Raw genomic sequence first — 25,713 nt, 5'->3', positions numbered from 1 at the left:
CCGAGCGCGACCGCGTGCCGTTAGTTTTTTCCAATTCCAATTAAATATCAAGCTTTTTGAATACGGTGGGCAACTGCTCGGGCAAATCTTCTGCGATCAAACCCGGGCCAAACGATCGCGCGCATTCCACGTGCAGCCAAGCAGCCATCTCTGCCGCCTGCATCGGGTCGAATCCGCGCGCCAGTAGACCGGTAATGAACCCAGCCAAGACATCGCCGGATCCGGCTGTCGCCAACCAAGGCGCCGCGCGTTCGTAATGTGCTGAATTGATCGCGCACCGCCCGTCTGGCGCGGCAATGATCGTGTCGGGACCTTTGAACAAGACAACGCATCCGGCCCGCTTTGCAGCGTTTCGGGTCGCATCCACTTTGGAATATGCCGGTCCCCTGCTCGGCGCGGCGGTCAGGGCCTCAAAGATGTCCGGGAACAGTCGCGCAAACTCGCCACCGTGCGGCGTCAGCACACAGTCTTCGTGCAGCAAAGAAAACAGGGTAAAGGAATCATCCGCAAAAGTCGTCAACGCATCGGCGTCCAGCACCGTTGCTCGTTTCGCCTCAAGGGCGGCTGGAACCAGACCTCGTGCACGTTCGATCCCAAGCCCCGGCCCCAAGCACAAGGCATTCAACCGCTCGTCAGATAAAGCCTCTGTCAGATCTGCCGCCTCTTTGACTGGCTTTAGCATGATGGCAGTTGCATGCGCTGCCACTTCCAGCTGCGCCGACGGTGGCACGGCCAGTGTCACCAGCCCCGCTCCCATTCGCAACGCGCCGCGCGCTGCCAAACGGGCCGCGCCAGTCTTTCCCGCTGCGCCAGAAAACACGAGGGCGTGACCGTGTGAGTACTTGTGATCCGTTTTCTTTTTGCCTGGCTTAATATTGGCTTGGGAAACGAGCTTTACGACTTGGTCATCGTTTTCGCGATTAAGCCCAATTGATTTGGTTCGGACGACCCCGCAATTTGCAGGGCCATCGCCAATCACGTGCCCCAGCTTCCTGTCATGAAATGTGACCGTCAGATCGGCGGCTATGGCAGCCCCCAGAACCCGACCGCTGTCGGCGCACAATCCGCTGGGTATGTCGATCGCAACAACACGAGTGCCGTTTTCTTGCAGCGCGGCTTTTGTCTTCGTGTTCGCAAGCCGGGAAAACACGCCTTCGAACGGACGTGTCAGCCCGGTGCCGAATAATCCATCGATCAACAGGTCAATATCCGGCGTGAACGGAAGGCTGTCGTCCGCTGCCGAACCGGATACAATCGAACGGATATTCGTAGTGTTAACCCTGTCCCAACGCTCAAAGTTTTTTCGCGCATCCGAAGGCAGTTTTTGGGGATCACCGTACAGAACAACGTCAACATTCCATCCCCATTCCTGCAGCAAACGCGCGATGACGAACCCATCACCGCCGTTGTTGCCGGGCCCACACAAAACACACGCCTTGCCCGAGGTTTTGGCAAGCTCCGGCCATTCCTCAAAGATCGCCTCGACAACCCCTCGCCCGGCCCGCTCCATCAACTCCAGACCCAAGGCTTCACCGGACTGGATCGCGGCCTGTTCGACGGCCCGCATTTGCGCGGCTGTCAGTACGTCTGTCATCTCATATTCCTCAGCGATTCATTTTTGATTACTTTTTGTGCAAGTTGATCAGAAATTAGACTACTGCCCGTTTTTTGTCGGCTCAGACATGCCGCCATTTTGGCAATGAGATTGCCGACCGAACTTAGACGTGATCAGTCCCATCCTGACAAGAGGCATAGGGAGCTTGGGATGAAGAAGATCGAAGCGATCATCAAGCCGTTCAAACTGGACGAAGTGAAAGAAGCATTGCAGGACGTCGGCGTCCAGGGCCTCAGCGTGATCGAGGTCAAGGGATTTGGTCGCCAGAAAGGCCACACCGAGCTGTACCGCGGCGCAGAATACGTCGTCGACTTTCTGCCCAAGGTAAAGGTCGAGGTCGTACTGGACGACGACCAGGTGGACTCGGCCATCGAGGCCATCGTGTCTGCCGCGAAAACCGACAAGATAGGCGACGGCAAAATATTTGTTTCGCCTGTCGAACAAGCCATTCGCATCCGTACCGGCGAAACCGGTTCAGAAGCGCTGTAATCGAACATCAAACCAGAGGAAAAAAGAGTATGAGCAAGGACGCAGTTCTCAAGCTGATCCAGGACGAAGGCGCCGATTACGTCGACATCCGCTTTACCGACCCGCGCGGCAAGCTTCAGCACGTTACCGTCATGTCCGATCAGGTTGACGAGGACTTTCTTGAAGAAGGCTTCATGTTCGACGGGTCGTCCATCGCGGGCTGGAAGTCGATCGAAGCATCGGACATGAAACTGATGCCCGACACCGAAAGCGCCTATATCGACCCGTTCTATGCAGAAAAAACGATCTGCCTGCACTGTTCGGTTGTTGAGCCCGACACAGGCGAAGCCTATGAGCGTGACCCGCGCGGCACCGCTGAAAAGGCCGAAGCCTACCTGAAGTCGTCTGGCATCGGTGACGTTGCATACTTCGGTCCTGAGGCCGAATTCTTCCTGTTTGATGACGTTCGTTTTTCCAACAGCATCAACAAGGTATCGTACGAAGTTGATGCAACGGACGCATCGTGGAACACCGATACCGAGTATGAGATGGGCAACATGGGCCACCGTCCGGGCGTCAAGGGCGGATACTTCCCCGTAAACCCAGTGGACGAAAGCCAGGACCTGCGTTCTGAAATGCTGTCGACCATGAAGCGTCTGGGCATGAAGGTCGACAAGCACCACCATGAGGTTGCCTCGTGCCAGCACGAACTAGGCCTGATCTTCGACAGCCTGACCCGTCAGGCGGACGAACTGCAGAAGTACAAGTATGTCATTCACAACGTCGCGCACGCCTACGGCAAGTCGGCCACTTTCATGCCGAAACCAATCGCAGGCGACAACGGCACCGGCATGCACTGCAACATGTCGATCTGGAAAGACGGCAAGCCCCTGTTCGCGGGCGACAAATACGCTGATCTGTCGGACGAGGCTTTGTGGTTCATCGGCGGCATCCTGAAACACGCCAAGACCCTGAATGCCTTCACCAACCCGTCGACCAACAGCTACAAGCGTCTGATCCCGGGCTTTGAGGCCCCGGTTCTGCGCGCCTACTCGGCCCGTAACCGTTCGGGTTGTGTCCGTATTCCGTGGACCGAAAGCCCGAAAGCCAAGCGCGTCGAGGCCCGTTTCCCCGACCCGGCCGCAAACCCCTATCTGGCGTTTGCTGCGCTGCTGATGGCCGGTCTGGACGGCATCAAGAACAAGATCGATCCGGGCGAAGCCATGGACAAGAACCTGTACGATCTGCCTGCCGAAGAACTGGCCGACATCCCGACTGTCTGCGGTTCGCTGCGTGAGGCTCTGGAAGCTCTGGCATCCGATCACGACTTCCTGCTGCAGGGCGACGTGTTCACCAAGGACCAGATCGACGGCTATATCGCGCTCAAGATGGAAGAGGTCGAAACCTACGAGCACACACCACACCCTGTTGAATACGGCCTGTACTACAGCTGCTAAATTCGAAGTGGTGAAGAATAACGGGGGCGCTTTCAACAGCGCCCCTTTTTTACGTTTCCCCGGCAGCAGGCGCTTCGTTCTGCGCCAGAGCCAAGTAGGCGTAGGCCAGGATCACGGCGGAAAACGCTGCAGTTACCCAGAACACCGCAGCGAACGATCCCGACATGGCATATGTCGTGCTGCAGATTGCCATTCCGAACGTTCCACCCAAGAGCTGACTGCTGAGCACAATACCGCCCGCTTGTCCTTGCATCTCGGGTCGGACGGCCATCATGACGGCCCGTTGCGGCGGGACGAACAGGAACGATATCGCGATCCCTGAAAAAAGCAGACCGGCGTAGACCAGTATGTTCGTGCTCATCGCCATTCCAACAGCCATCGCGACAAGCCCTACCAGCGTTCCCAGCACGCCCAGCAATGACGGAATTCGTGTCCCATAGGTGTCTGCAGCCTTGCCTGCAATTGTCGCCGTCAGCACAGGTGGAACAACTGCCGGTAACAACGCAACGCCGGCCATCAGTGGGGACAGCCCGCTCACTTTCTGGAAATACATCGCGCCAAACACAAAAGTCGCGATTTTCACGAACTGGGCCAGCAGAACGATCATGTTCGATGCGGCGAAGGTGCCGTTTGAGAACAAGCGCATGGCAATGAGGGGCGCAGACACACGAAGCTCCATAACAACAAGAAGCCCCAACATCAGAACACCAAGAACCAATGGACCAATCACATCGGTTTCACCCCAGCCGCGTTCGGGGCCTTCCATGATCCCAAACACGGTCAGGGCCAGCCCTCCAACCAACAAGAACAGCCCTGGCCAATCAAAACTCGGCTCGTCGCGATGTGGCGGATCACGCCAGAAAACCCAGGTTACCAGCGCAACGATCAAAACAATGGGCGGATTGATCCAGAAAATCCACCGCCAGGACAAGTAATCTGTAAGCAACCCACCAACGACCGGGCCAAGGGCAAGAAAGCTGGTTCCGATGGCACCATAGATGCCCAGCGCCATTCCACGCTCGCGTTCTTCAAAGGACATCGAAACAAGAACCAGTGACAGCGGAAAGATGATTGCAGCCCCCACACCCTGAAGAGCCCGCGCCAGGATAATTGCGGTTCCGCTGTTGGCGAACCCGGCCGCCAAGGATGAGACGCCGAACAGCAGCAAGCCGATGACAACAAGCGCCCGCGTTCCAATCGTGTCACCAAGTCGTCCGGCCGCGCCAGCCAGAGCGGCAAGGACCAACAGGTAGATGCTGACCACCCAATGTGCGCCCAGATCGCTGAGCCCGATCTCTTTCTGAATAGTCGGCAGCGCCACGCCTACGACGGTTTCATCCAGCAGGATAACGCCCAGGATCGCTCCCATCGCGCCCAAAACCCACCAGCGGCGGTTCGTTTCCTTACGCATTGAGAACCCGCCTCTGAAAAAGAAACCCGTGCCAATTATTGAACACGGCGCTGAAATGAGGCGTCAAGTGCTTAGTCCTCATCTTGTCCGCGTAGGGAGCTCACGACCTCAAAATGAAGCGGCGGTTTTTTTCTCTACGGGACGCAATTCCCCTTCTTTGCGGCATCGCCTACAGCTATCGTCGGACACAGTTCAACAACGCCACTGAGAAGTAACCATGAAACGACTTTTGGCCCCTTTAACTGCACTTATGATGTGCTGCACGACTGCCAGCTTTGCAGCAACCTGTGGCAACACGAGTAGCGGCTTTGAATCATGGAAGGCGGATTTCGCGCGCAAAGCCAAGCGTGCTGGAGTCAAGAAGAAAGGGCTGCAGGCGTTAGCGCAGGCGCAATATGCCACGCGAACCATAGCCGCAGACCGCAACCAAAAAAGCTTCAAATACTCTTTGAACAAGTTCATGCAGGTGCGCGGCGCCGATACGATTGTTGCGCAAGGCAGAAAACGCAAGGCGCGCAACCCACAGTTCTACGCAGCGCTAGAGCGTCAGTACGGCGTCCCGGCGGGTGTTCTGATTGCCATTCACGGGATGGAAACCGGCTTTGGGAACTTCATGGGCGACAGCTCGGTTGTTTCCGCTATAGCAACATTGGCATATGATTGTCGCCGATCCGAGTTCTTTGTTCCGCACGCCATAGGTGCGCTCAAAATGGTCGACAACGGTAGCATCACGGTGGCGACAAAGGGGGCAAAACATGGCGAGCTGGGACATACCCAGTTTCTGCCGGGTAACGCGCTGACCTATGGTGTCGACGCGACAGGGGACGGTCGCGTCGACTTCTACAACATGACCGATGCGCTCGCCTCAACCGCGAATTTTCTACGTAAGAAAGGATGGAAACCCGGTCGCGGCTACCAACCGGGAGAACCGAATTTCGCAGTCATTCAGCAGTGGAACGCGGCTACGGTTTATCAGCAGTCAATCGCAATTATGGGTGCGCGAATCGACAATTGAACCGCAGGGACGTTGTGCGCCGAGGAACCCCAATTCGGCCACATTCTCGCCACAGAGTCCGGGAAATCCGCCTAGTTTCTTGGTTTCCAAAGCGTAATCAATACAGCAAAAATTTCAATTTTTTGCATTTTCGTCAAAATTTACCCCTGTTCACCCCATAGGATAAGGTCACGAATTATTACGGCAAAGGAACATGCTGTGACCGCAAAGCACAGTTATCACGGTGGCCTGCAATTCAGCGGCAGTTCGGACGGGGCGATGGACCGCTCTTGCCAAATCGTTGTCGCGACGTTGGAGGACTATGGTCATCTGGTCGAGCGCAAGACCTTGCTTGCACCGAACGAGGCCAGCATTGTGACCAGCCAGTACTTGATCCGTCTTACGCTTGAGGTGGATGACGACACGGACTTTGACCGCTACGAGCGCAGAGATCGCACCGCTGGCCTGAAGGTTTTGGCGCGAAAGCCGGTGACGCTGCCGCGGAACAGGCTGGCCATCGAAGTCTCTCCGATCTCCAGCGTTTTGGATGACAGCGAAATTTCCGAATTGATGATGGTCGTCATCCTGTATCGCATGATCGATATCTGCACGACCCAGCGCGTGGAATGGCTGTCGCCCAACACGGTTTTGACCGTCGAACAATTCATGAGCGCGTTTGATTCAATCACGCCGCGCAAACCTCGTGATCGAAAGCAGATCTTTGAGGCTGTCTCAGGCCCCTTTGCAGGTCTTGATCTGCCCAATGGGGATTCGTCCGAGGCCGCCGCGGAAACCGCGCGCCCGATCCAGCTGAGCGACGAACAACTGCTGAGCATTGCATTCCGCAACGAACCCGAAGCACCGGTAAACATGCAATCCGGAAGCGTCACCGAAGAAGACGAGCGGCCCAGCGATATTCTGCGTCTGACCAGCTGGGGCATGACCGGAGCACTGGCAAGCGTGTCCATGCCGGTGGCCTTGTCGATGGCCGCCGTGAACCTGATCCGGGGCGAGGATTTTCGGCTGAACACGCAGGTTCTGTCGCTTACAACCGCCCTGTTTGCCCTAAATACAACAAGCGCTTTTGCAGGAGTAGCAAACGCGCTAGGATTTTAAGAAACGACCAAAGACCCTCCTAGGAAGGCCCCGCTATCTGGCGGGGTTTTCCATTTTCGGCAGGTCATGCGCGGCCAGAACGTAGGTATGGATCGAAAAAACGACGGCTTTTGTTTCAGGAAGCCGTACAAGTGTTTGCCGCTCACTTCTCAGATAACGCGCGTTACCGCGATCCCGGATTTCCCGGGGGTCGCTTATGCTGCGCGGCTGAAACAACTCCGCATCGTGGTACCAAAGCGCGTTAAAACGCCACAACGGGCGGTCAGGCTGAATTCCGTCGAACAGCCGCTGTACCCGGCGCGCAATGTTCTCATCATACGGCTCAATCCGGTCGTGGATGGCGATCAGCGGGCGCATGAATTTCTCGGACAGCCGCCAACTGGCTGGAAAGCACAATATCGCTCCGGTCAAAACATGTTCATCCCCATGTTTTTGAAGGATGCACAGGTCCTCCTGAACCAGGTTGCACAAGGTTTCCAAGGGGCGATTGCGGTCGATGTCGACATCCACCCCGTCCGGTCGTGAAACCTGTCCATGTGTGTTTGGATAGGCGTGGTGCAAAACCATGTCCAACAGTTCCTGAGCAGCCTCAAGCGCCTTGGGGTCCATTGCCAGAACCTCATCCCTGCAATTGGCAAGTAACCAGCTTCGATGGCGCATCTGGGCCGCGAATGCGTCATCGCGTTGCAACCATTCCGCCATATCTGCCGGTTTGATCCCCGGCAAAGCGTTGGGAGCAAGCGGATCATAGGGGATGTTTTTCTGCAAAATCACTGGCATGACCCTGCATTACCACCCCGAACCAGCCTTGTCGGTCAAAAAGCGACGTTGTCGCGGTCGCAAATTTCCGCGACGAACAATTGCCTCGCTCGCAAAGTTAGAACGCAAGCAAAAGAGGCCCGCTGTGAACAAACCCTATCGCGACACCCGCAAGATTGATCCCACCCAGGGGGCCAATCTGGGCGATGGCACCCCGAACAACAATGATCGGATCGAAATCGGGCCAACGCAATTGGCGTTCCGGGAATGGGCCGCGGCAGGGCTGCAGTTGCCCAATCTTGAACGCATGCGCGAGTTCCGTTGGAAAAGGCTGACGCAGGCGATTGTGGATCGCGGGTATGGCGGATTGTTGATGTTTGATCCGTTGAACATACGGTACGCCACCGACAGCACAAACATGCAGCTTTGGAACACCCATAACCCATTCCGCGCGGTTCTGTTGTGTGCGGACGGCTACATGGTGATCTGGGACTACAAGAACTCGCCATTTCTATCCAAGTTCAATCCGCTGGTGCGCGAACAGCGCTCCGGCGCGGATTTGTTCTATTTCGATCGCGGCGACAAGGTCGATGTTGCTGCGGATGTCTTTGCGAATGAGGTTCGCGTGCTGCTTGAAGAACACGGCAGCGGAACCAAGCGCCTGGCTGTGGACAAGATCATGTTGCATGGTCTGCGCGCGCTCGAGGCGCAGGGATTCGAGATCATGGACGGCGAGGAAGTCACCGAGAAGTCCCGCGCAATCAAGGGGCCCGACGAAATCCTTGCAATGCGTTGCGCCAGTCATGCCTGTGAAACCGCTGTCGCCGAGATGGAGAAATTCGCCCGCGCCAATGTTGGGGATGGACAGACATCCGAAGACGACATCTGGGCTGTTTTGCACGCAGAAAACATCCGGCGCGGCGGCGAATGGATTGAAACCCGGCTGCTTGCCTCGGGGCAGCGCACGAATCCTTGGTTTCAGGAGTGCGGGCCGCGCATCACGCAGAAGAACGAGATCATCGCCTTCGATACCGATCTGATCGGTTCCTACGGAATTTGCGTCGATATTTCGCGAACCTGGTGGATCGGCGACAGAAAACCGCGCGCGGACATGGTCTATGCCATGCAGCACGCGCATGAACATATCATGAGCAACATGGAGATGTTGAAACCCGGCGTCATGATCCCGGACTTGACCGCAAATTGCCATCGGTTGGACGACAAGTTTCAAGCCCAGAAATATGGCTGCCTGATGCACGGCGTCGGTCTTTGCGACGAATGGCCATTGGTCGCCTACCCCGACAAGGCCGTTGCAGGCGCCTATGACTATCCGCTGGAGCCGGGAATGGTCCTGTGTGTGGAAGCTGCGGTCGGAGAGGTCGGCGGCGATTTCTCAATCAAACTCGAGGATCAGGTCCTGATCACCGAAGATGGATATGAAAACCTGTCAACTTATCCGTTTGATCCGCAGCTTATGGGGATTGAATGATCTCAGAATCTCAATTCGGCCAATAAGATCGCTTGACGTTACCGTGCCAATCCTCGATCTGGGCCTCGGCACCTGTAGTTGTCGGTGCGGTGAGATCTTGCCAGTTCTGCCCGAGAAAGAACCCAATCGCCCCGACAAGGACGATTGCAATTATTGAGTTCAAGCGAACTTCGGGACCATGTGATACGGGTGTCGAAAGTGCCATCTGAACCTCCGTTGAAGTATTTAGTGACACCCGCTACATGGGGGTAAATGATACTTAATTAAAACGAATGTTTGATTGGCATAAGTTAACAAAAATTGATATTTCGAAAATGTGCGGCGGCCTCGCTTGGAGAACCAGTAATCGTCGACCAGAGCGCGCGCTATGCTCACCTTCCCGTGACGCGTCTTACATTGGGGTTGAGACGATCCGCGGCAGCACACAGTATTGACGGCATTCCAACTCGCAAGGAGCGGCCATGCCCACTGAACGCATTACATTTGCCGGTCACGATGGCAATCAACTGGCCGCGCGCCTTGACCTGCCGGATGGGCCGGTGCTGTCGACTGCGCTTTTTGCGCATTGTTTCACATGCTCCAAAGATATTCCCGCCGCCCGGCGCATCGCTGCGCGGCTGGCAGCAATGGGCATTGCCGTTTTACGCTTCGACTTCACCGGGCTTGGCCATTCGGGCGGAGAGTTTGCCAACACAACCTTCACCTCAAACGTCGACGATCTGATCGCAGCGGCGCACTACCTTGACGGGCGCAATATGGCACCCACGCTTTTGATTGGACACTCGCTGGGTGGCGCAGCGGTTCTGAGGGCGCGTGCGGACATCCCGTCGGTCAAGGCCGTTGTCACACTCGGGGCACCGGCGGACCCGAGCCATGTGGCGCATCACTTCCAAGATGCCCTGCCTCAGATCCAACAGGACGGCGAGGCGGAAGTCACGCTTGGCGGCCGTCCGTTCCGGATTGGCAAAGCGTTTGTCGATGATATCTCAACCGCAGCCCTAACACCGGCCATCACAGACCTGCGCGCTGCGTTGCTGATCCTGCATGCCCCCCGCGACGACACCGTCAGCATCGACAACGCAAGTGACATCTTTCTGGCCGCAAAACACCCAAAGAGTTTTGTGACGCTCGACGACGCGGATCATCTGATCACTCGAACCAAGGACGCAGAATACGCGGCGGACGTGATCGCGGCATGGGTATCGCGATATGTCAAACTGTGCCCGCCTGCCCCACCGCCCGGCGCACCCGAAGGCGTTGTGCGCGTGACCGAGGCTGACCCGAACGGTTTCCTGCAGGACATCCAATCCGGCCCGCGCCACCACACGGTAGCGGATGAGCCGGTGTCCTATGGCGGCACGGATCAGGGCATGTCGCCTTATGGGTTTGTTTCTTCGGGTCTGGGGGCCTGCACGTCGATGACGATCCGCATGTATGCGCGTCGTAAACAGTGGCCCCTGACGGCGGTCTCGGTCGACGTTTGCCATGACAAGGTTCACGCGCAAGACGCAGGGCTGGCGGGCGAGGGCAAAGTCGACAAATTTCGCCGAAAAATCAGATTGGACGGTCCACTGTCGCAGGAACAGCGGTCCAAACTGTTGGAAATCGCCGATAAGTGCCCGGTGCACCGCACCCTCGAAGGATCGGCGCATATAACGACCGAATTGGTACCCTCTGCCTAGCCCGGACCCTCGATTGCTTTAGCGGCGTCGCGGTGCCGGTCGATGGATCGGAGGCCGCGCTGCTGGCGGGCGCGCAACAGGTGGCCGCGGACGCGCGGGTGGCTTGGCGACCGGGGGTTTCGGCCTATCGGGTTTTGTCGGTCGATCGGGACGGTCAGGACGATCCGGGCGATCAGGCCTGTCAGGTCGGTCGATATCAATGTCTACGTCCACGTCGTTGCGATAATAATCGTTCCACAACATCGAGTCGTAGAACGGGTCGTACCCGTATCCATATCCGACACCAACCGAAACACCATCGCAACCGGACAGCGAAATCGCTGCGCCGCCCAGTCCCAGCGCCAACAACGTGCGCTTCAAAAACGTCTTTGTCATCATACGCGCCCTCACCGAATTGCCCGGAAAGACCCGAACACCGCGTTCAGATCATCGACATAAGCGGGGTCGGCACCCTCGCGCATTACGGCAATTGCCACCGCAACGCGTCCGCGTGGAAGGTCGATCACTGTCGCGGTAAAATTCACCCCTCTGCCGTCACGGCGTCCTGTTCCCCGAAAGACCCGAGCAGGCAGACCGCCAATCGAACGGTTCGAGATGTCGGTGACATCGGCGTCATTGACGAGAAATTTGTCGATGTCCTCCAGATAGCGAACGCCATCCTCGATGGTCGCAACGCCTTCGGGCGAAACAAAGCCCATCCAGACCGTGTCGTCGGTGACAGGTCGCATCCCTATAACGCGGGCCACGGCACGGGCATCGCCCAGATTTGTATCCTCGATCTCGCGCGCGCCACCGACACGTACGGCCCAGAAATCGGGTACGACAAATCGGAACAGTGCCTTTCCGGCGTCTGTGTATGTGACGGGTGTGTCTGCCATTGCTGGACCAACGCCGACCACCCAAACGGTGGCGCAGGCGGCAAGAGCCTTTGAAAACAATACGCGCATATCTTGATAACCTGATGACTTTGCTGGCATCAGATTGCCCCTTGAACGGTCGCCTTGTCCAGCACCGCGTTGGTTTGGCACAAAAAACCCGCGCCCGGAAGGCTCCGAACACGGGTTCTGTTAGTGCTGATCAGGTGTTGATCAGGTGCGGGCGTTGCCCACCAGCTTCCACAGCGCAGGGATCAGAAGCGCGGCCAATGCCAGCTTGATCGCATCCCCCACCAGGAACGGTGTCAGCCCCCACTGAAGGATCGGCTTGTCCCAGCCATACAGCTGACCCAGCCACAGCAGACCGGGCACATAGATCAGAACGTTGGCCAGAACCAGCGCCAGCGCCAGTTTGCCAACCGAACGGTCCCAGCCGCGTGCAGCCAAAGCGCCCAGGGCCAGCGTCGCCAGCACATAGCCGACGAGGTATCCACCAGTGCCGCCCATCATGTAGGTCAGGCCAAACTTCTCAGCCGACGAGCCTGCGAACACATCAAAACCCAGCGCTCCGACCAGCAGGTAGCCCAGCATGGTGATCAGGCCCAGACGTGCGCCATACGCGGTGCCGATGGTCAGAACGGCAAAGGTGCCCATCGTGATCGGAACCGGCCACATCGGTACTTTGATTTTGGCGGCAACCGCCAGAGCAACAATGCCCAGAGCAACCAGTACAACCTGTTTGACGCGCAGCGCCGTCCCTTCGCGCGGGCCAATCGCATTGGCCAATACGTTCGCATTCATTTTGTTCTCTCCACTTGCGGACCTATTTGCAGGTGCAGCAATGCCTGTTCCGGGCCCTTGCTGCAAGATGATTACGCTATCGGCGCGTATATTTGGTCTCCATCTCATAGGATTTTCGCGGTCCGGACACCGTCCATCGAACGGTCCAGCGCGGCCAGCCCATGAAATCATACTCTGCATCATAGCTGTCCGGTGGGCAATCGTGGTGGTCCGTCACCCGACCCTGCCCCAGTTTCAAAGCGTGAAAATAGCGATCATCGTCGAAGTGGATCGCAACCCGGTCGCCTGCTTCCCGCCAGAGGTATCGGCGAGTACCCTTCATGTCAGGCTGCCCGGGGATACGCAGCGTGACGGTTTCGTCATAGATCAATCCGCCCGCAACGCGCCGCCACTCCGCGCAGCCGTCAGCGCGAACGATCTGCCCCGCCTTGGCGTCACGGATCAGCCTCTCAAGGCTCCAACTTCCTTCGAAATCGGACAGGGATGCGGGCGGCGTCACTCGGAATAGACCCCGTCAGCCGTGCCACCCGCCTCATCGACAAAACGGATCGTATCACCGCTTTGCAGGACATCGTAACAGGCCCACAGGTCCGACGGTGGCCAGACCGAACAGTATTGATCGCCGCGCACTGCCCAGCGCCCTGCGCTGGGGCGGCCCGAGAAATACTGGGTCAGCATCGACTCCGCAAAAGTCTGCGAGACGCCATCGCCGTAATCGAGCTTTCGTTCGCTCAGCGCCGCAAGAATCTCATCACCGGTCAACGCACGGAACTCTTCCGCGGCCAAAATACCCGGACAGAGCAACAAAATCAGGGCAAACCGTCTCATCGCAGCACTCGTGCCTTGTTCCCACAGACATGCGCGGCTAAACCCGCGCCAACGCCTCATCCCAATCACAAAAAGGTGCCGCCGCCAATGATTCCCCGCTATTCCCGCCCTGACATGGTCGCCATCTGGTCGCCCGAGACCAAATTCCGCATCTGGTACGAAATCGAAGCGCATGCCTGCGATGCCATGGCCGATCTGGGCGTGATCCCGCGTGAGAATGCAGAAGCCGTGTGGAAAGCCAAGGACGTGGAATTCGACGTGGCCCGCATTGATGAAATCGAAGCGGTCACCAAACATGACGTCATCGCCTTCCTGACGCATCTGGCCGAGCATGTCGGCAGCGACGAGGCGCGCTTTGTTCATCAGGGCATGACCAGCTCGGACGTGCTCGATACCTGCTTCAACGTACAGCTGACCCGTGCCGCCGATATTCTGATCGCAGACCTTGAAGGTCTGCTGGCCGCCCTCAAGCGCCGTGCTTATGAGCACAAGGAAACCGTCCGCATTGGCCGAAGCCACGGCATCCACGCCGAACCGACCACGATGGGCCTGACCTTCGCGCGGTTTTATGCCGAGATGGACCGCAACCTGTCCCGCATGCGTGATGCGCGCGCTGAAATCGCAACCGGTGCAATCAGTGGCGCGGTAGGCACCTTCGCAAATATCGACCCGCGCGTCGAAGAGCATGTTTGTGATCAGTTGGGTCTTGTGCCCGAACCGATCAGCACGCAAGTCATCCCGCGCGACCGTCACGCGGCTTTCTTTGCGACGCTGGGCGTTATCGCCAGCAGCATCGAAAACATCGCCATCGAGATCCGGCACATGCAGCGGACCGAGGTTCTGGAGGCTGAAGAGTTCTTCTCGAAAGGCCAAAAGGGCTCGTCAGCGATGCCGCACAAGCGCAACCCGGTTCTGACCGAAAACCTGACCGGTCTGGCCCGTCTGGTGCGTATGGCCGTTGTGCCCGCGATGGAAAACGTCGCCCTTTGGCATGAACGTGACATCAGCCACAGCTCGGTTGAGCGGAATATCGGCCCGGACGCTACCGTGACGCTGGACTTTGCCCTATCGCGCCTGACCAGTGTGGTCGACAAGCTGGTCGTCTACCCGGAAAACATGCTGGCCAACATGAACAAGTTCCGTGGTCTGGTGATGAGCCAGCGCGTGCTGCTGGCCCTGACTCAGGCCGGTGTGAGCCGCGAAGACGCCTATCGCCTTGTTCAGCGCAACGCGATGAAGGTCTGGGAAGAAGGCAAGGACTTTAAAACCGAACTGCTGGCAGATGCGGACGTGACCGCCGCGCTGAGTACCGAGGAGATCGAGGAAAAGTTCGACCTGGGCTATCACACCAAGCATGTCGATACGATTTTCAGCCGGGTGTTCGGCGAATAACGCCCTAATTTCAGGCATTGCTGACTTGGCCCGGATCGTCCGCGCGGTTCGGGCCATGTTCTTTTGCCTGAATCAACAAAATCGTATATGGTTCATCTGCATTTTCCGAAAAGGAGAGACGCAATGATCCGCGCCCTACTTTGCAGTATCGCCTTGGTTCTAACGGCCTCGGCCGGGCTGGCCTGCACAGGCCATGCTAAGCAGACCCAATCTTGTGCAGAAGGCACGATTTGGGACAGCGACGCTCAAACATGCGTGAAACTGGTCAATAGTTGACGAAAATTTTTCCTGCTTGTGAATAAATGCGACCAGCCGGTTGTTAGATTTTCTGTAGATCACGCTACTGTCTCAGATAGCGCCCCAGAAAACGGAGTAGGAAAATGCGCCTCGTATTCGCTTCAGCACTTGCCCTTCAGGCCTTTGTAATGGCACCCGCCGCCTTTGCGGCAGGCGACGGCGGCAGTGTGCCGAAACCCACCAATACAACCAAGAAATGCCTGTTTGGCCGCGTCTATGACGAAGCCGCAGGAAAGTGTGTAAAACCGAACCAAAACAACTTCACCGAAGACCAACTGTACGACGCCGTGCGCGAGCTGGCCTACGACGGTCAATACGAACACGCGCAGGGCATCCTGCGGATCATGGATCAAAGTGACGATCGTGTTCAGACCTATTGGGGTTTTACATACCGCAAAATGGGCAAGCTGGAACTGGCGAATATGTTCTATGAAAACGCCATCGCCACCAATCCCGACAACATTCTGGCGCGCAGCTATATGGGTCAGGGGTTTGTCGCCGAAGGCAAAACCGATCTGGCGATTGAGCAGTGGCGCGAAATCAAGTCACGCGGTGGCGAAGGCACCTGGGCCGAGACATCCCTGCGCAATGCGATCCGGACCGGTCTGACATATAACTATTGAACTTCAGGGTTTATTTACCCGACTCTCCCTAATCTGCCGGTGAAACGAAAACTCGGCAATCGGCAGATGCAGGACACACAGGCACTGGTTCAAATGACGCCCGACGCGCGTGGCACATCAACAGAAAACGCGGAAGAACCCGCGCGCGTCGTGCCACGCACCCTCAGTAACCGGGAAAAGGCAGCCGTCGTTGTACGGCTGCTTTTGAATGAAGGGGCAGAAATTCCTCTTGAGGAATTGCCCGATGGTTTGCAGGAAAAACTGACCTATCAACTGGGACGCATGGGGCTGGTCGACCGTGTCACGCTGGCTGCGGTCGCAAAGGAGTTTGCGGATGCCTTGGACTGCGTCGGCTTGTCCTTTCCGCACGGTCTTGCAGGCGCGCTGGATGCGGTAAACGGCAAAATCGCACCCGCAACCGCCGCTCGCCTGCGCAAAGAGGCCGGCGTTCGGCAAATTGGCGACCCATGGGAGCGATTGCGCGGGGTTTCGCCGGACGAACTTGCGGACATGGCGCAAGCCGAAAGCACCGAGGTCGCGGCCGTTATGTTGTCAAAGCTGGACACTGCGAAAGCCGCGCAGCTGCTTGGGTGTCTGCCGGGTCCTGTCGCGCGTCGTATCACCTACGCGGTATCGATGACTGCAAATGTGACACCCGAAGCGGTTGAGCGAATTGGATGGTCTTTGGCCGCGCAGCTGGACCAGCGCCCGCACCCTGCATTCAACGATGCACCGGGTGCCCGGGTTGGGGCGATTCTCAATCAATCTGCGGCAACCACACGCGACGGCCTTTTAACGGCGCTGGACGAGGAAGACGCAGACTTTGCTGCCATTGTCCGCCAATCCATTTTCATCTTTGCCCATATCCCCGCTCGGATATTGGCCCGCGACATCCCGGCCATCCTGCGCGGGGTGGAACAGCCTGTTCTTGTCAACGCATTGGCAGGTGCAACGACAGATCTGGATCGGGAAGCGGCAGATTTCATTCTGTCCAACATGTCGTCCCGGATGGCTGATGCCCTGCGCGAAGAAATGGCAGAGCGCGGCAAAGTAAAGCAGGCTGAGGCCGAAGACGCCATGTCTCAGGTGGTCGGCACCATCAGAACGCTTCTGGACCAAGGTGCTATCACGCTGATCGAAAAGGACGAAGACCTCACCTGACAAGACCACCGAGGACGGGATTCACTCCGACCTCTGGGCAGGTACTTGAGGTCATTGGGGCGCGATAGTATGTCTGGCCATCCAGACCTCAGTATTCGGTGATCCTTCTATGCCCGCAGCCAAGTCCAAGTTAAGCCGATTTGAACTTGGCAAATACTACATCGCCAATCTGTTCCTGAAAGGCGTGATTGGCGGTATGCGCCTGCTGCCCTACGAGGCTCGGATCGCGACAATGGGCCGGATCGTGCGCTGGCTGGCGCCTTTGGTTGGATTTCGCACCCGTGTTCGTCGCAATTTGAAGCTGACGCGCCCGGATCTGTCAGAGGCCGAGATCAAACGGATTTGCCGCGCAGTTCCCGACAATGCCGGGCGCGCGATCATGGAACACTTCTCGCCAGAAGGGTTCATTGAGCGGCAGAGCACGGCAAAGGTAACCGGCTCGGGAGTGGCGGCCTTTGATGCGGCCGTGGCCGAAGGAAAGCCGGTGATGATGATCACCGCCCATTTCGGCCATTATCTGGCGGCGCGGATAGCCCTGCAAACCCGCAGCGGCAAACCGATCGGGTGCCTGTATCGCCGCATGGCAAACCCGTATTTCAACGACATGTATGTTGATGCCTTCTATCGAACCGGGTCGCCCATGTTCGAACAAGGCCGGCGCGGCATGGTCGAGATGGTGCGCACGCTGAAAACAGGCGGCATCATCGCCATCGTATCCGATCTGCACGCCATGGGCGGCGAGGAACTGACTTTCTTCGGCAAACCGGCCGTGACGTCCGTATTGAACGCCGAGCTGGCGATCAAGTACAAGGCCGTCATGATCCCATGCTATGCGGTGCGGCAACCCAACGGGATCGATTTTGAAATCGTTTTGCACGATCCTGTTCCGCACTCCGACCCGAAGACCATGACCCAGTTCACCAACGACGATCTCGAGGCGATGGTTCGCAAGAATATGGGTCAATGGTTTTGGATTCACCGCCGCTGGAAAGCGTGGAAGGGCCTGGGCGTACAACCCGAAGACATGCCGTGATCACCTGACCTTGGTTGCCGCGACGATCGGTCCATGACCGGCGCGTTGAACCAAGACAACGGCGGGCAAGTCCGCTGGCAGCGACACAGAAAAACTTTGACGGGCTGCGCCGTCCCACTGTCCGGCGGTCTGCCAGTTCTCGACCACGTTTGCATAGTCCAGATCGTGGCCTGCCAGTTCGCCCCGCCGAATTGACGCATGGCGTAACGGAGAATACTGAACGATCCGAACGTCATATACCTCGCCTGCGGGCAAATTGATCGACGCCACTTCGACGGAAACGGTATCCCCTGACTTTGTCGCTGTAACCTCAGCTTCGGGCGCAGCGGTCAGGTGTGCCGTTATAATCCGGTCCAGCTCGCCCGCTTTTGCACCGACAACATCCTGCTGACCGTTGATCACCATCTGCGGCGTATAGATCATCGTCCGTCCGCCTTCGCGGGCATAAGCCCGTTGGCGCGCCGTGTGATCCGGGTTTGCGTATTCGTCCTTCCAGCCGATATAGTCCCAATAGTCGACATGCAGCGCCAAGCCGATGACATCGTCGCGCTTTACCAGCTCGTGCATGATGCGATCGGCTGGCGGACAAGACGAACATCCCTGCGACGTGAACAATTCGACGACGACAGGATCGCTCTCGGCGAGGGTCGCGCCCGCGCAGAACATGGTAAGAGCAGAACTCAGCAGGACGGATTTCAGCATCTTTAACGGCCCCGATCAGATGGAAGGCTTTGCTTGTTTAAGGCGGATAGGCTTCAACAGCCAATCAAGGTTTCTTGAGTTCGTGCGCCGTCCGAAAGGTTGAGATGTATACAATAGTATGCAAAAATTGACGCAGGTCCGCACTTGGGCCTTGATCCGTTACAAAAGGTGATACAGATAACACTCAGCGAATCCCGTGATCTAAGTCATTTCAGAGGGAGGCCAGTAGATGCCCATCAAAGTTGGACAGGACACCGCCAAGACACGCCGCAGCCTGAGCGTGAATGGCAAATCCATTTCCTATTACTCCATCCCCGCCGCACAAGAAGCCGGTCTGGGTGATTTCTCGAACCTCCCCGCCGCATTGAAAGTCGTGCTGGAAAACATGCTTCGGTTCGAAGACAGCGGGTTTTCCGTTTCCGTCGATGACATCAAGGCATTCGGAGAGTGGGGCGCAAACGGTGGCAAGAACCCGCGCGAGATCGCATACCGCCCTGCCCGTGTTCTGATGCAGGACTTCACCGGCGTGCCCGCCGTGGTCGATCTGGCCGCGATGCGCGACGGGATCAAAGGCTTGGGCGGCGATGCGCAGAAGATCAATCCGCTGAACCCGGTTGATCTGGTCATCGACCACTCGGTCATGATTGACGAATTCGGCAACCCGCGCGCGTTCCAGATGAACGTGGACCGCGAGTACGAGCGCAACATGGAACGGTATCAATTCCTGAAATGGGGTCAGAACGCGTTCAACAACTTCCGCGTTGTGCCTCCGGGCACAGGTATCTGCCATCAGGTCAACCTGGAATACCTGGCTCAGACCGTATGGTCGGACACTGACCAGAACGGCGAAGAAGTCGCCTATCCCGACACACTGGTCGGCACCGACAGCCACACCACGATGGTCAACGGCATGGCCGTTCTGGGCTGGGGCGTCGGCGGGATCGAGGCTGAGGCTGCAATGCTGGGTCAGCCGATTTCCATGCTGATCCCCGAGGTTGTGGGCTTTGAACTGACCGGCTCCATGATTGAGGGCACAACCGGCACTGATCTGGTCCTGAAGGTCGTCGAGATGCTGCGTGAAAAGGGCGTTGTCGGCAAGTTCGTCGAATTCTATGGCGAAGGTCTGGACCGCCTGCCGCTGGCCGACCGCGCAACCATCGCCAACATGGCACCGGAATACGGCGCGACCTGTGGTTTCTTCCCAATCGACGGCGAGACCCTGCGATACATGCGCAACACGGGCCGCGACGAGGACCGCATTGCGTTGGTCGAAGCCTATGCCAAGGAAAACGGCTTCTGGCGCGGCGAAGACTACGCGCCGATTTATACCGATACCCTGTCGCTGGACATGGGCACCATAGTTCCCGCGATATCGGGACCCAAACGCCCACAGGACTATGTAGCCCTGACTGACGCCAAGGCCGCTTTCACCCGGGAAATGGAGGAGACCTTCAAACGCCCGATGGGCAAGCAGATTGAGGTCAAAGGTGAAAACTACGGTATGGAGTCGGGCAAGGTCGTGATTGCTTCGATCACGTCCTGTACCAACACTTCGAACCCTTACGTTATGATCGGTGCGGGACTTGTGGCGCGTAAAGCGGCTGCGCTGGGTCTCAATCGCAAACCTTGGGTCAAGACCTCACTGGCCCCCGGGTCGCAGGTTGTGTCTGCCTATCTTGAGGCTGCTGGCCTGCAGGAAGACCTGGACAAGATTGGCTTCAACCTCGTGGGCTATGGCTGCACCACCTGTATCGGCAATTCGGGTCCGATCCAGAGAGAGATCAGCGAAGCCATTGCCGAAGGCGATTTGGTCGCCACCTCTGTGCTATCAGGAAACCGGAACTTCGAAGGCCGCATTTCACCCGACGTGCGGGCCAACTATCTGGCGTCGCCCCCGTTGGTTGTGATCTATGCATTGGCCGGCACGCTGGACATTGACCTGACCACGGAACCGGTTGGACAGGACAAAGACGGCAATGATGTCTACATGAAGGACTTGTGGCCTTCGACACAGGAAGTCGCTGCATTGGTCGAACAGACCGTCACGCGCGAAGCGTTCCAGTCGAAATATGCCGACGTCTTCAAAGGCGATGAAAAATGGCAGAACGTTGAGGTCCCTCAGCAAGAGACTTACGACTGGCCTCCAACCTCGACCTACATCCAGAACCCACCCTACTTTCAGGGCATGGGCCCCGAACCGGGCACAATCTCGAATATCGACGGCGCCAAGGTTCTGCTTATCCTTGGCGATATGATCACGACGGATCATATCTCGCCAGCGGGCTCGTTTGCGACGACAACACCTGCAGGCAAGTATCTGACCGAACGGCAGGTGCAGCCGCGCGAGTTCAATTCCTACGGCTCGCGGCGGGGCAACCATGAAGTCATGATGCGCGGGACCTTTGCGAATATCCGCGTCAAGAACGAGATGCTGGACGGCGTTGAAGGTGGTTACACCAAAGGCCCGGATGGACAGCAGACATCGGTCTACGAGGCATCGATGGCCTATCAGGAAATGGGCGTTCCGCTGGTGGTGTTTGGTGGCGAACAATACGGCGCGGGTTCTTCCCGCGACTGGGCCGCCAAAGGCACGGCACTTTTGGGTGTGAAAGCCGTCATTGCGGAGAGCTTTGAGCGCATCCACCGCTCCAACCTTGTTGGTATGGGCGTGATCCCCTTCGAATTCACCGGCGGGGACACACGCAAGACATTGGGCTTGAAGGGTGACGAAACTGTCTCGATCGACGGGCTCGACTCGGTCGAGCCATTGCAGGAAGTGCCCTGTAAAATCGTCTACGGCGACGGGACGGAAAAGACGATCACGCTGAAATGCCGGATCGATACAGCACCCGAAATCGAATACATCGAAAACGGCGGGGTGCTGCAATATGTGCTTCGCAATTTGGCAAAAGAAGGCTGAGCCAGCGGTTCACATGATCCAAAAGGGACGCCTCAGGGCGTCCTTTTTCTTTTGGTGCGCTATCGGGTTACTGGAAAAAGATGAGGTTGTCTTTCCCGGCAATTCCCGATTTTCTGAGGCCATGAAAAAAGTTGCACTTATCTCTGGTGGCGCACGCGGGATTGGCCGCGCAATTGTCGAAGACCTTCGCCAAGATCACCGCATCGCGTTCACATGGCTGACAACGGAACCGGATCGTGCGCTGGTGCAAGGCGATGTGCTGCCACTTCAATCCGATTTATCCGAACCTGATCAGCCGGAATTCGTTGTGCAACAGGTTGTAGATCGGTTCGGTCAGCTTGATGTGATTGTGAACAACGCGGGCCTCGTGAAGCCCACCCCGAAAGAGCAGTTTGACCCTGCCGATCATCGGGCAGTACTGGACGTCAATCTGCTTGCACCCATTGCGTTGCTCTCTGCGGCTTTACCCCACCTGCATAGGGGGGCGTCTATCGTCAATATTTCGTCAATGAACGCGGCGTTGCCGCCTCGCGATGCGGCAACCTATGGGGCCAGCAAAGCGGCGCTGAATTTGTGGACACGCGCAATGGCCAAAGAGTTGGGGCCGCAAGGTATCCGCGTCAACGCCGTCGCGCCCGGCGCAATCAACATCCCCGAGGCCCCAAGGCCCGATGATCTGACCGCGTTGTTTGTCGAACAAACCGCCCTCGGAAGGGTGGGCAAGCCGCAGGATGTGGCAAAGGCCGTGCGCTTCCTTGCCTCGGACGCAGCAGATTTTGTGACGGGTGAGATTCTGGGCGTGACCGGAGGGTATCGGTTGTAGCCAGCGGTCAGTTGCTACCGGCGGCTTTCTCAAGTGCTGGCCGGATCGTACTTTCGATCACGCGCTGGGTGATTGGTCCGGCAAAGCGCAGGATGATCGTACCCTGGCCATCGATCACATAGGTTTCCGGTACGCCGTAAAGGCCCCAGTCCAGCGCCATGCGCCCTTGTTCATCCCGTCCGATCGCCTTGTAGGGGTCTCCCAATTCGGCCAGGAACGCATCTGCGTTGCCCAACTGGTCCTTGTAGTTGATGCCGTAGACTGGGATGCCTTCACCCGACAGCGCTTCAAGGTTAGGGTGCTCGGCACGGCAAGGCGCACACCAGCTTGCCCAGTAGTTGACCAGCTTGACCTGCCCGTCGCGCAATGTCTCATCGTCGAACATCTTTTTGCCCGGAAACTCCGTCAGGACGACCGGCGGCGCCGGTTGACCTTCGCGCGCCGAAGGCAGCGCATCCGGATCATCGCGGAACATTCCGATCCCTGCCAGCACGGCGAATGCGCCAAAGATCAGCGGCGGCGCGATCATCAAAGGTGAAATCCTAGCCATCTCGACGCATCCTTTGCTCGATCTTCTCCATCTCGGCCCGCACCTTCCGGCCACGCACAAGGCTAAACGCGACCAAAACGACCAGCAAGATCAACGACGCGCCATAAGCCGACAGAACCGTATCCGCGTATTTGCCCAGATCAGGGATCATCCGCCTACCCTTTCCCGCGCCAGCAGCGTCCTGATCCGGCGCGCACGGATTTCGGTGCCGGTACGGTACAGCACAAGCGCGACAAAAAGCAGAACGAAGCCGATGATGCATAGCAGCAGCGGATAGAAGAAGATATTGCTGACCTTCTCATCCGTGTCGGTTCCGGTGATGGCACCAGCGCGCAAAACGGATGCGCCCTGATGCAGGCCCTGATTCCAGAAATTCACGGCATACCGACTGAGGATTGCAAAGACAGACCCGACCAAACACAGGACCGAGGTCAGGTCGGCAGCGGTGTCGGGATCTTCGATCGCTTCCCAAAGGGCGACGTAGCCCAAATAGAACAGAAACAGGATCAGAAACGACGTCAGCCGCGGATCCCAAGCCCACCATGTGCCCCACATTGGCTGACCCCAGATCGCCCCTGTTGCCAGCGCGACCAGCGTCATCACGATCCCAACGGGAGCTGCCGCGCGTGCTGCAAGCGCACTGACATGATGCCGGCGCACCAGCCAGACCAGCGAGGTCACCAGCATCATCAACCAACAGTTAATCGCCATCAACGCGGCTGGTACGTGCAGGTAGATTATCTTGACGGTCGATCCCTGTTTGTAATCGTCCGGCGTCAGGAAAAAGCCCCAGATCAATCCGACGAACAGGCAAAGCCCCGCAGACGTCCAAAAGAACGGCAACGCTCGCTCGCTCGCGGCAAGAAACTTGCGCGGATTGGCGTATTCCCAAAGGGCATTGGCTTTTGCAGCGATTGTCATGGGCTCTATCTAGTCCGAGTCGAGCTTGTTCTCAATTGACTTCGGTCAAACATCGTTTTCGTCACCGAAGGTTGATGCGCAGCACGGCAGCGCTGGCAAACGGAAGCAAGGCAATGGTTGCGGCGGTAATGCCAGCCAGCATCAAAAGCGGAGTTTGCACGTCCATCCCTGTTGCCCCGCGTCGGGCCACTTCGGCGCCGAAAATCAGTGTTGGAACGTAGAGAGGCAAAACCAACAGGGACAGCAGCAAACCACCGCGTTTCAGACCCACGGTCAGCGCTGCGCCAAAGGTGCCGATGACGCTCATTGCCGGGGTGCCTATCAGCAGCGACAGGAAAAGCCAGACGTATCCCTGCGCTGGCAGATGCAAAAGAACCCCAAGAACGGGCGCGGCCAAAACCAGTGGCAAGCCCGTGGTCAGCCAATGCGCCAGCGCCTTGATTGTGACTGCGGCTTCAAGTGGTAGAGGCGATGTTGCCAGCAAGTCCAGCGATCCGTCCTCCCAATCCAGCGCCAGCAAACGGTCCAGGGACAAAAGGCACGCCAGCAGTGCGCCGAGCCAAAGAACACCGGGTGCGATGGTCGATAACAGCGATGATTGCGGGCCGACCGAAAACGGAACGAGCACCGTAACGATCAGAAAGAACGCGAGCCCCAGGCCAAAGCCCCCGCCAGCGCGAAACGCCAGTTTCAGGTCGCGTAACAACAGCGCAATCACAGGAACGCCCCGTCGAAATCGTCAATCGCCTTCGGTCTGGCCTTGTAGGGACCAACATCCAGAACCTCGCCGTCCAATCCAAGATCGATATGGGTGGCAATCAGCGCGGAACCGCCCTGACCCAGATGCCCGCGCACGGCGTCGGCAAACATCTGTACCGCGCTGCGATCCAATGACACTGTCGGTTCATCCAACATCCAGATCGGGCGCGCTGTAACCAGAATTCGCGCAAGGCCCAGGCGACGTTTTTGCCCCGCTGACAATTGACCAGCAGGCCTGCCCGACAAGTCGCCCAGATCAAACGCATCCAAGGCGGGTTGAGTGCTTTTTGTTCCAAAGACGGACGCCCAGAAGGCCAGATTCTCTGCCACCGTCAGCGTCGGCTTTATGCCGTCCGAATGCGCCGCATAGGCGATACGATCTTCGGCCCCGTTGACCTGGCCCGATAGCGGCGGCTGCAATCCTGCCAGCGTACGCAACAACGTGGTCTTGCCGATCCCGTTTGGGCCACGCAGGATCAGGGCTTTGCCGGGTTCCAGCGCAAAGCTCAGCCCCTCAAGCACAGGAATACCCCCTCGGGTAATTGCAAGATCGGTCACGGACAGCGTCATGACATCCCGCTTATCCCATTGTCGTCACGGGCAAAAGGATGGAATTGCCGCAAGATCCGGATCACAGAGACGCGCGGCCATCTGTTTACCGCGGGTCAGGTAGGGCTGAATCAGGTCGGGATCAGGGCCAGTGCGATCCGGCGACCTTCAGATAGAAGCACGTTGTATGTTCGGCACGCAGCTGGCGAGTTCATGATTTCGACGCCGATCCCCGCCTCCTCCAGAACCGAGCGAAAATCAATTGGTATGTGCTGCAAATCTGCGCCGGTTCCGACCAGCAGAACGTCAACATGTTCGGCAAGCTCCAACAGCCCGGCGCGATCCTGGTATCCGCCCCAATCGGAGGTTCCCTGAGGTCCCGTCAGGACCGGCCCGTTATGAACCTGTCCTCCAATTCGAAAAAACCCGGGGCCATAGCCGTCGACCGGCGTCGCGTTGTTATAGGTTATTTCATTCAGCCTCATGAC

28 protein-coding genes are annotated in these 25,713 nt (G+C 57.7%); 12 read left to right on the top strand and 16 right to left on the bottom strand.

Annotated features, from left to right (window positions below; translation table 11 throughout):
- Nucleotides 1-40 precede the first annotated feature (40 nt).
- Nucleotides 41-1,594 carry a bifunctional ADP-dependent NAD(P)H-hydrate dehydratase/NAD(P)H-hydrate epimerase gene (locus tag RA28_RS13695; RefSeq protein WP_039529869.1) on the bottom strand — a complete coding sequence of 518 codons (1,554 nt, stop codon included), beginning with the start codon at nucleotides 1,592-1,594 and terminating at the stop codon, nucleotides 41-43.
- 171 nt (nucleotides 1,595-1,765) lie between these two features.
- Here RA28_RS13695 and RA28_RS13690 point away from each other — a divergent pair, with 171 nt between their 5' ends.
- Complete coding sequence (locus tag RA28_RS13690; RefSeq protein ID WP_039529866.1) at nucleotides 1,766-2,104, top strand: P-II family nitrogen regulator; 339 nt, start codon at nucleotides 1,766-1,768, stop codon at nucleotides 2,102-2,104.
- A 29-nt stretch (nucleotides 2,105-2,133) separates the two neighbouring features.
- Nucleotides 2,134-3,540 (top strand): type I glutamate--ammonia ligase, encoded by a 1,407-nt coding sequence (gene glnA / locus RA28_RS13685; protein ID WP_039529863.1) that lies wholly within the window; start codon nucleotides 2,134-2,136, stop codon nucleotides 3,538-3,540.
- 49 nt (nucleotides 3,541-3,589) lie between these two features.
- On the opposite strand, the gene RA28_RS13680 is transcribed toward glnA, so the two are convergent.
- Nucleotides 3,590-4,951: an MFS transporter gene (locus RA28_RS13680; RefSeq protein ID WP_052261463.1), complete on the bottom strand. Its 1,362-nt coding sequence runs from the start codon at nucleotides 4,949-4,951 to the stop codon at nucleotides 3,590-3,592.
- Between the two features lie 217 nt (nucleotides 4,952-5,168).
- On the opposite strand from RA28_RS13680, the gene RA28_RS13675 reads away from it, so the two are divergent.
- Together RA28_RS13675 and RA28_RS13670 are read left to right on the top strand one after the other, a co-directional pair.
- Nucleotides 5,169-5,966, top strand: coding sequence for a lytic murein transglycosylase (locus RA28_RS13675; protein WP_039529860.1), 798 nt, complete (start codon nucleotides 5,169-5,171; stop codon nucleotides 5,964-5,966).
- A gap of 198 nt (nucleotides 5,967-6,164) precedes the next feature.
- Complete coding sequence (locus RA28_RS13670; protein ID WP_241481141.1) at nucleotides 6,165-7,061, top strand: hypothetical protein; 897 nt, start codon at nucleotides 6,165-6,167, stop codon at nucleotides 7,059-7,061.
- Between the two features lie 33 nt (nucleotides 7,062-7,094).
- Here RA28_RS13670 and RA28_RS13665 read toward each other — a convergent pair whose 3' ends face one another.
- Nucleotides 7,095-7,841: a heme-dependent oxidative N-demethylase family protein gene (locus tag RA28_RS13665; protein ID WP_039529854.1), complete on the bottom strand. Its 747-nt coding sequence runs from the start codon at nucleotides 7,839-7,841 to the stop codon at nucleotides 7,095-7,097.
- 124 nt (nucleotides 7,842-7,965) lie between these two features.
- Here RA28_RS13665 and dddP point away from each other — a divergent pair, with 124 nt between their 5' ends.
- Nucleotides 7,966-9,309, top strand: a complete 1,344-nt coding sequence (gene dddP / locus RA28_RS13660; RefSeq protein WP_039531566.1) for a dimethylsulfonioproprionate lyase DddP — start codon at nucleotides 7,966-7,968, stop codon at nucleotides 9,307-9,309.
- Nucleotides 9,310-9,319: 10 nt separating this feature from the next.
- Here dddP and RA28_RS22520 read toward each other — a convergent pair whose 3' ends face one another.
- The gene (locus RA28_RS22520) at nucleotides 9,320-9,514 is read right to left on the bottom strand and encodes a hypothetical protein (protein WP_082029830.1); all 195 of its coding nucleotides are present in this window, start codon (nucleotides 9,512-9,514) and stop codon (nucleotides 9,320-9,322) included.
- A 256-nt stretch (nucleotides 9,515-9,770) separates the two neighbouring features.
- Between RA28_RS22520 and RA28_RS13655 the strand changes: the two genes are divergently transcribed.
- Nucleotides 9,771-10,991, top strand: a complete 1,221-nt coding sequence (locus tag RA28_RS13655; protein ID WP_039529851.1) for a bifunctional alpha/beta hydrolase/OsmC family protein — start codon at nucleotides 9,771-9,773, stop codon at nucleotides 10,989-10,991.
- Nucleotides 10,992-11,009: 18 nt separating this feature from the next.
- Here RA28_RS13655 and RA28_RS13650 read toward each other — a convergent pair whose 3' ends face one another.
- From RA28_RS13650 to RA28_RS13630, 5 genes are all read right to left on the bottom strand, one after another.
- Nucleotides 11,010-11,366 carry a hypothetical protein gene (locus tag RA28_RS13650; protein ID WP_039531564.1) on the bottom strand — a complete coding sequence of 119 codons (357 nt, stop codon included), beginning with the start codon at nucleotides 11,364-11,366 and terminating at the stop codon, nucleotides 11,010-11,012.
- An 11-nt stretch (nucleotides 11,367-11,377) separates the two neighbouring features.
- Nucleotides 11,378-11,938, bottom strand: coding sequence for a hypothetical protein (locus RA28_RS13645; protein WP_039529848.1), 561 nt, complete (start codon nucleotides 11,936-11,938; stop codon nucleotides 11,378-11,380).
- 141 nt (nucleotides 11,939-12,079) lie between these two features.
- Complete coding sequence (locus RA28_RS13640; RefSeq protein ID WP_039529843.1) at nucleotides 12,080-12,667, bottom strand: biotin transporter BioY; 588 nt, start codon at nucleotides 12,665-12,667, stop codon at nucleotides 12,080-12,082.
- Nucleotides 12,668-12,743: 76 nt separating this feature from the next.
- Nucleotides 12,744-13,166: a DUF6314 family protein gene (locus RA28_RS13635; RefSeq protein ID WP_039529839.1), complete on the bottom strand. Its 423-nt coding sequence runs from the start codon at nucleotides 13,164-13,166 to the stop codon at nucleotides 12,744-12,746.
- On the bottom strand, nucleotides 13,163-13,495 hold the full coding sequence (locus RA28_RS13630) for a hypothetical protein (protein WP_039529836.1): 333 nt from the start codon (nucleotides 13,493-13,495) through the stop codon (nucleotides 13,163-13,165). Before RA28_RS13630 ends, RA28_RS13635 begins: the two co-directional genes overlap by 4 nt.
- Before the next feature lie 87 nt (nucleotides 13,496-13,582).
- Between RA28_RS13630 and purB the strand changes: the two genes are divergently transcribed.
- The 4 genes from purB to RA28_RS13610 all read left to right on the top strand — a co-directional run bounded on the left by purB (nucleotide 13,583) and on the right by RA28_RS13610 (nucleotide 18,001).
- Nucleotides 13,583-14,887: an adenylosuccinate lyase gene (gene purB / locus RA28_RS13625; RefSeq protein ID WP_039529832.1), complete on the top strand. Its 1,305-nt coding sequence runs from the start codon at nucleotides 13,583-13,585 to the stop codon at nucleotides 14,885-14,887.
- A 380-nt stretch (nucleotides 14,888-15,267) separates the two neighbouring features.
- Complete coding sequence (locus RA28_RS13620) at nucleotides 15,268-15,807, top strand: hypothetical protein (RefSeq protein WP_039529829.1); 540 nt, start codon at nucleotides 15,268-15,270, stop codon at nucleotides 15,805-15,807.
- 93 nt (nucleotides 15,808-15,900) lie between these two features.
- Nucleotides 15,901-16,968 (top strand): flagellar motor switch protein FliG, encoded by a 1,068-nt coding sequence (locus tag RA28_RS13615; RefSeq protein WP_039531562.1) that lies wholly within the window; start codon nucleotides 15,901-15,903, stop codon nucleotides 16,966-16,968.
- A gap of 109 nt (nucleotides 16,969-17,077) precedes the next feature.
- Nucleotides 17,078-18,001 carry a lysophospholipid acyltransferase family protein gene (locus tag RA28_RS13610; RefSeq protein ID WP_039529825.1) on the top strand — a complete coding sequence of 308 codons (924 nt, stop codon included), beginning with the start codon at nucleotides 17,078-17,080 and terminating at the stop codon, nucleotides 17,999-18,001.
- Here the strand turns inward: RA28_RS13610 and RA28_RS13605 are convergent, their stop codons facing one another.
- Nucleotides 18,002-18,703 (bottom strand): DUF1223 domain-containing protein, encoded by a 702-nt coding sequence (locus RA28_RS13605; RefSeq protein WP_039529822.1) that lies wholly within the window; start codon nucleotides 18,701-18,703, stop codon nucleotides 18,002-18,004.
- 229 nt (nucleotides 18,704-18,932) lie between these two features.
- On the opposite strand from RA28_RS13605, the gene acnA reads away from it, so the two are divergent.
- Together acnA and RA28_RS13595 are read left to right on the top strand one after the other, a co-directional pair.
- Complete coding sequence (gene acnA / locus RA28_RS13600) at nucleotides 18,933-21,623, top strand: aconitate hydratase AcnA (protein ID WP_039529819.1); 2,691 nt, start codon at nucleotides 18,933-18,935, stop codon at nucleotides 21,621-21,623.
- 121 nt (nucleotides 21,624-21,744) lie between these two features.
- Nucleotides 21,745-22,446 carry an SDR family NAD(P)-dependent oxidoreductase gene (locus RA28_RS13595; protein WP_039531560.1) on the top strand — a complete coding sequence of 234 codons (702 nt, stop codon included), beginning with the start codon at nucleotides 21,745-21,747 and terminating at the stop codon, nucleotides 22,444-22,446.
- A 7-nt stretch (nucleotides 22,447-22,453) separates the two neighbouring features.
- Here the strand turns inward: RA28_RS13595 and RA28_RS13590 are convergent, their stop codons facing one another.
- The 6 genes from RA28_RS13590 to RA28_RS13565 all read right to left on the bottom strand — a co-directional run bounded on the left by RA28_RS13590 (nucleotide 22,454) and on the right by RA28_RS13565 (nucleotide 25,710).
- The gene (locus tag RA28_RS13590; protein WP_039529817.1) at nucleotides 22,454-22,996 is read right to left on the bottom strand and encodes a DsbE family thiol:disulfide interchange protein; all 543 of its coding nucleotides are present in this window, start codon (nucleotides 22,994-22,996) and stop codon (nucleotides 22,454-22,456) included.
- The gene (ccmD, locus tag RA28_RS13585) at nucleotides 22,989-23,147 is read right to left on the bottom strand and encodes a heme exporter protein CcmD (protein WP_193747408.1); all 159 of its coding nucleotides are present in this window, start codon (nucleotides 23,145-23,147) and stop codon (nucleotides 22,989-22,991) included. The genes RA28_RS13590 and ccmD overlap by 8 nt, the downstream gene beginning before the upstream one ends.
- The gene (locus tag RA28_RS13580) at nucleotides 23,144-23,917 is read right to left on the bottom strand and encodes a heme ABC transporter permease (protein ID WP_039529813.1); all 774 of its coding nucleotides are present in this window, start codon (nucleotides 23,915-23,917) and stop codon (nucleotides 23,144-23,146) included. Before RA28_RS13580 ends, ccmD begins: the two co-directional genes overlap by 4 nt.
- Nucleotides 23,918-23,978: 61 nt before the next feature.
- Entirely contained in the window at nucleotides 23,979-24,635 is a 657-nt protein-coding gene (gene ccmB, locus RA28_RS13575; protein WP_039529811.1) for a heme exporter protein CcmB, read from the bottom strand.
- On the bottom strand, nucleotides 24,632-25,246 hold the full coding sequence (gene ccmA, locus RA28_RS13570; protein WP_039529807.1) for a heme ABC exporter ATP-binding protein CcmA: 615 nt from the start codon (nucleotides 25,244-25,246) through the stop codon (nucleotides 24,632-24,634). The genes ccmB and ccmA overlap by 4 nt, the downstream gene beginning before the upstream one ends.
- Nucleotides 25,247-25,356: 110 nt before the next feature.
- Nucleotides 25,357-25,710 carry an Mth938-like domain-containing protein gene (locus RA28_RS13565; protein WP_039529804.1) on the bottom strand — a complete coding sequence of 118 codons (354 nt, stop codon included), beginning with the start codon at nucleotides 25,708-25,710 and terminating at the stop codon, nucleotides 25,357-25,359.
- Nucleotides 25,711-25,713: the final 3 nt, after the last annotated feature.

Source organism: Ruegeria sp. ANG-S4, assembly GCF_000814005.1.
Taxonomy (GTDB): Bacteria; Pseudomonadota; Alphaproteobacteria; order Rhodobacterales; family Rhodobacteraceae; genus Ruegeria.
The sequence above is the reverse complement of the archived record's forward strand: the minus strand, read 5'-3'. Positions and strand labels throughout refer to the sequence as shown.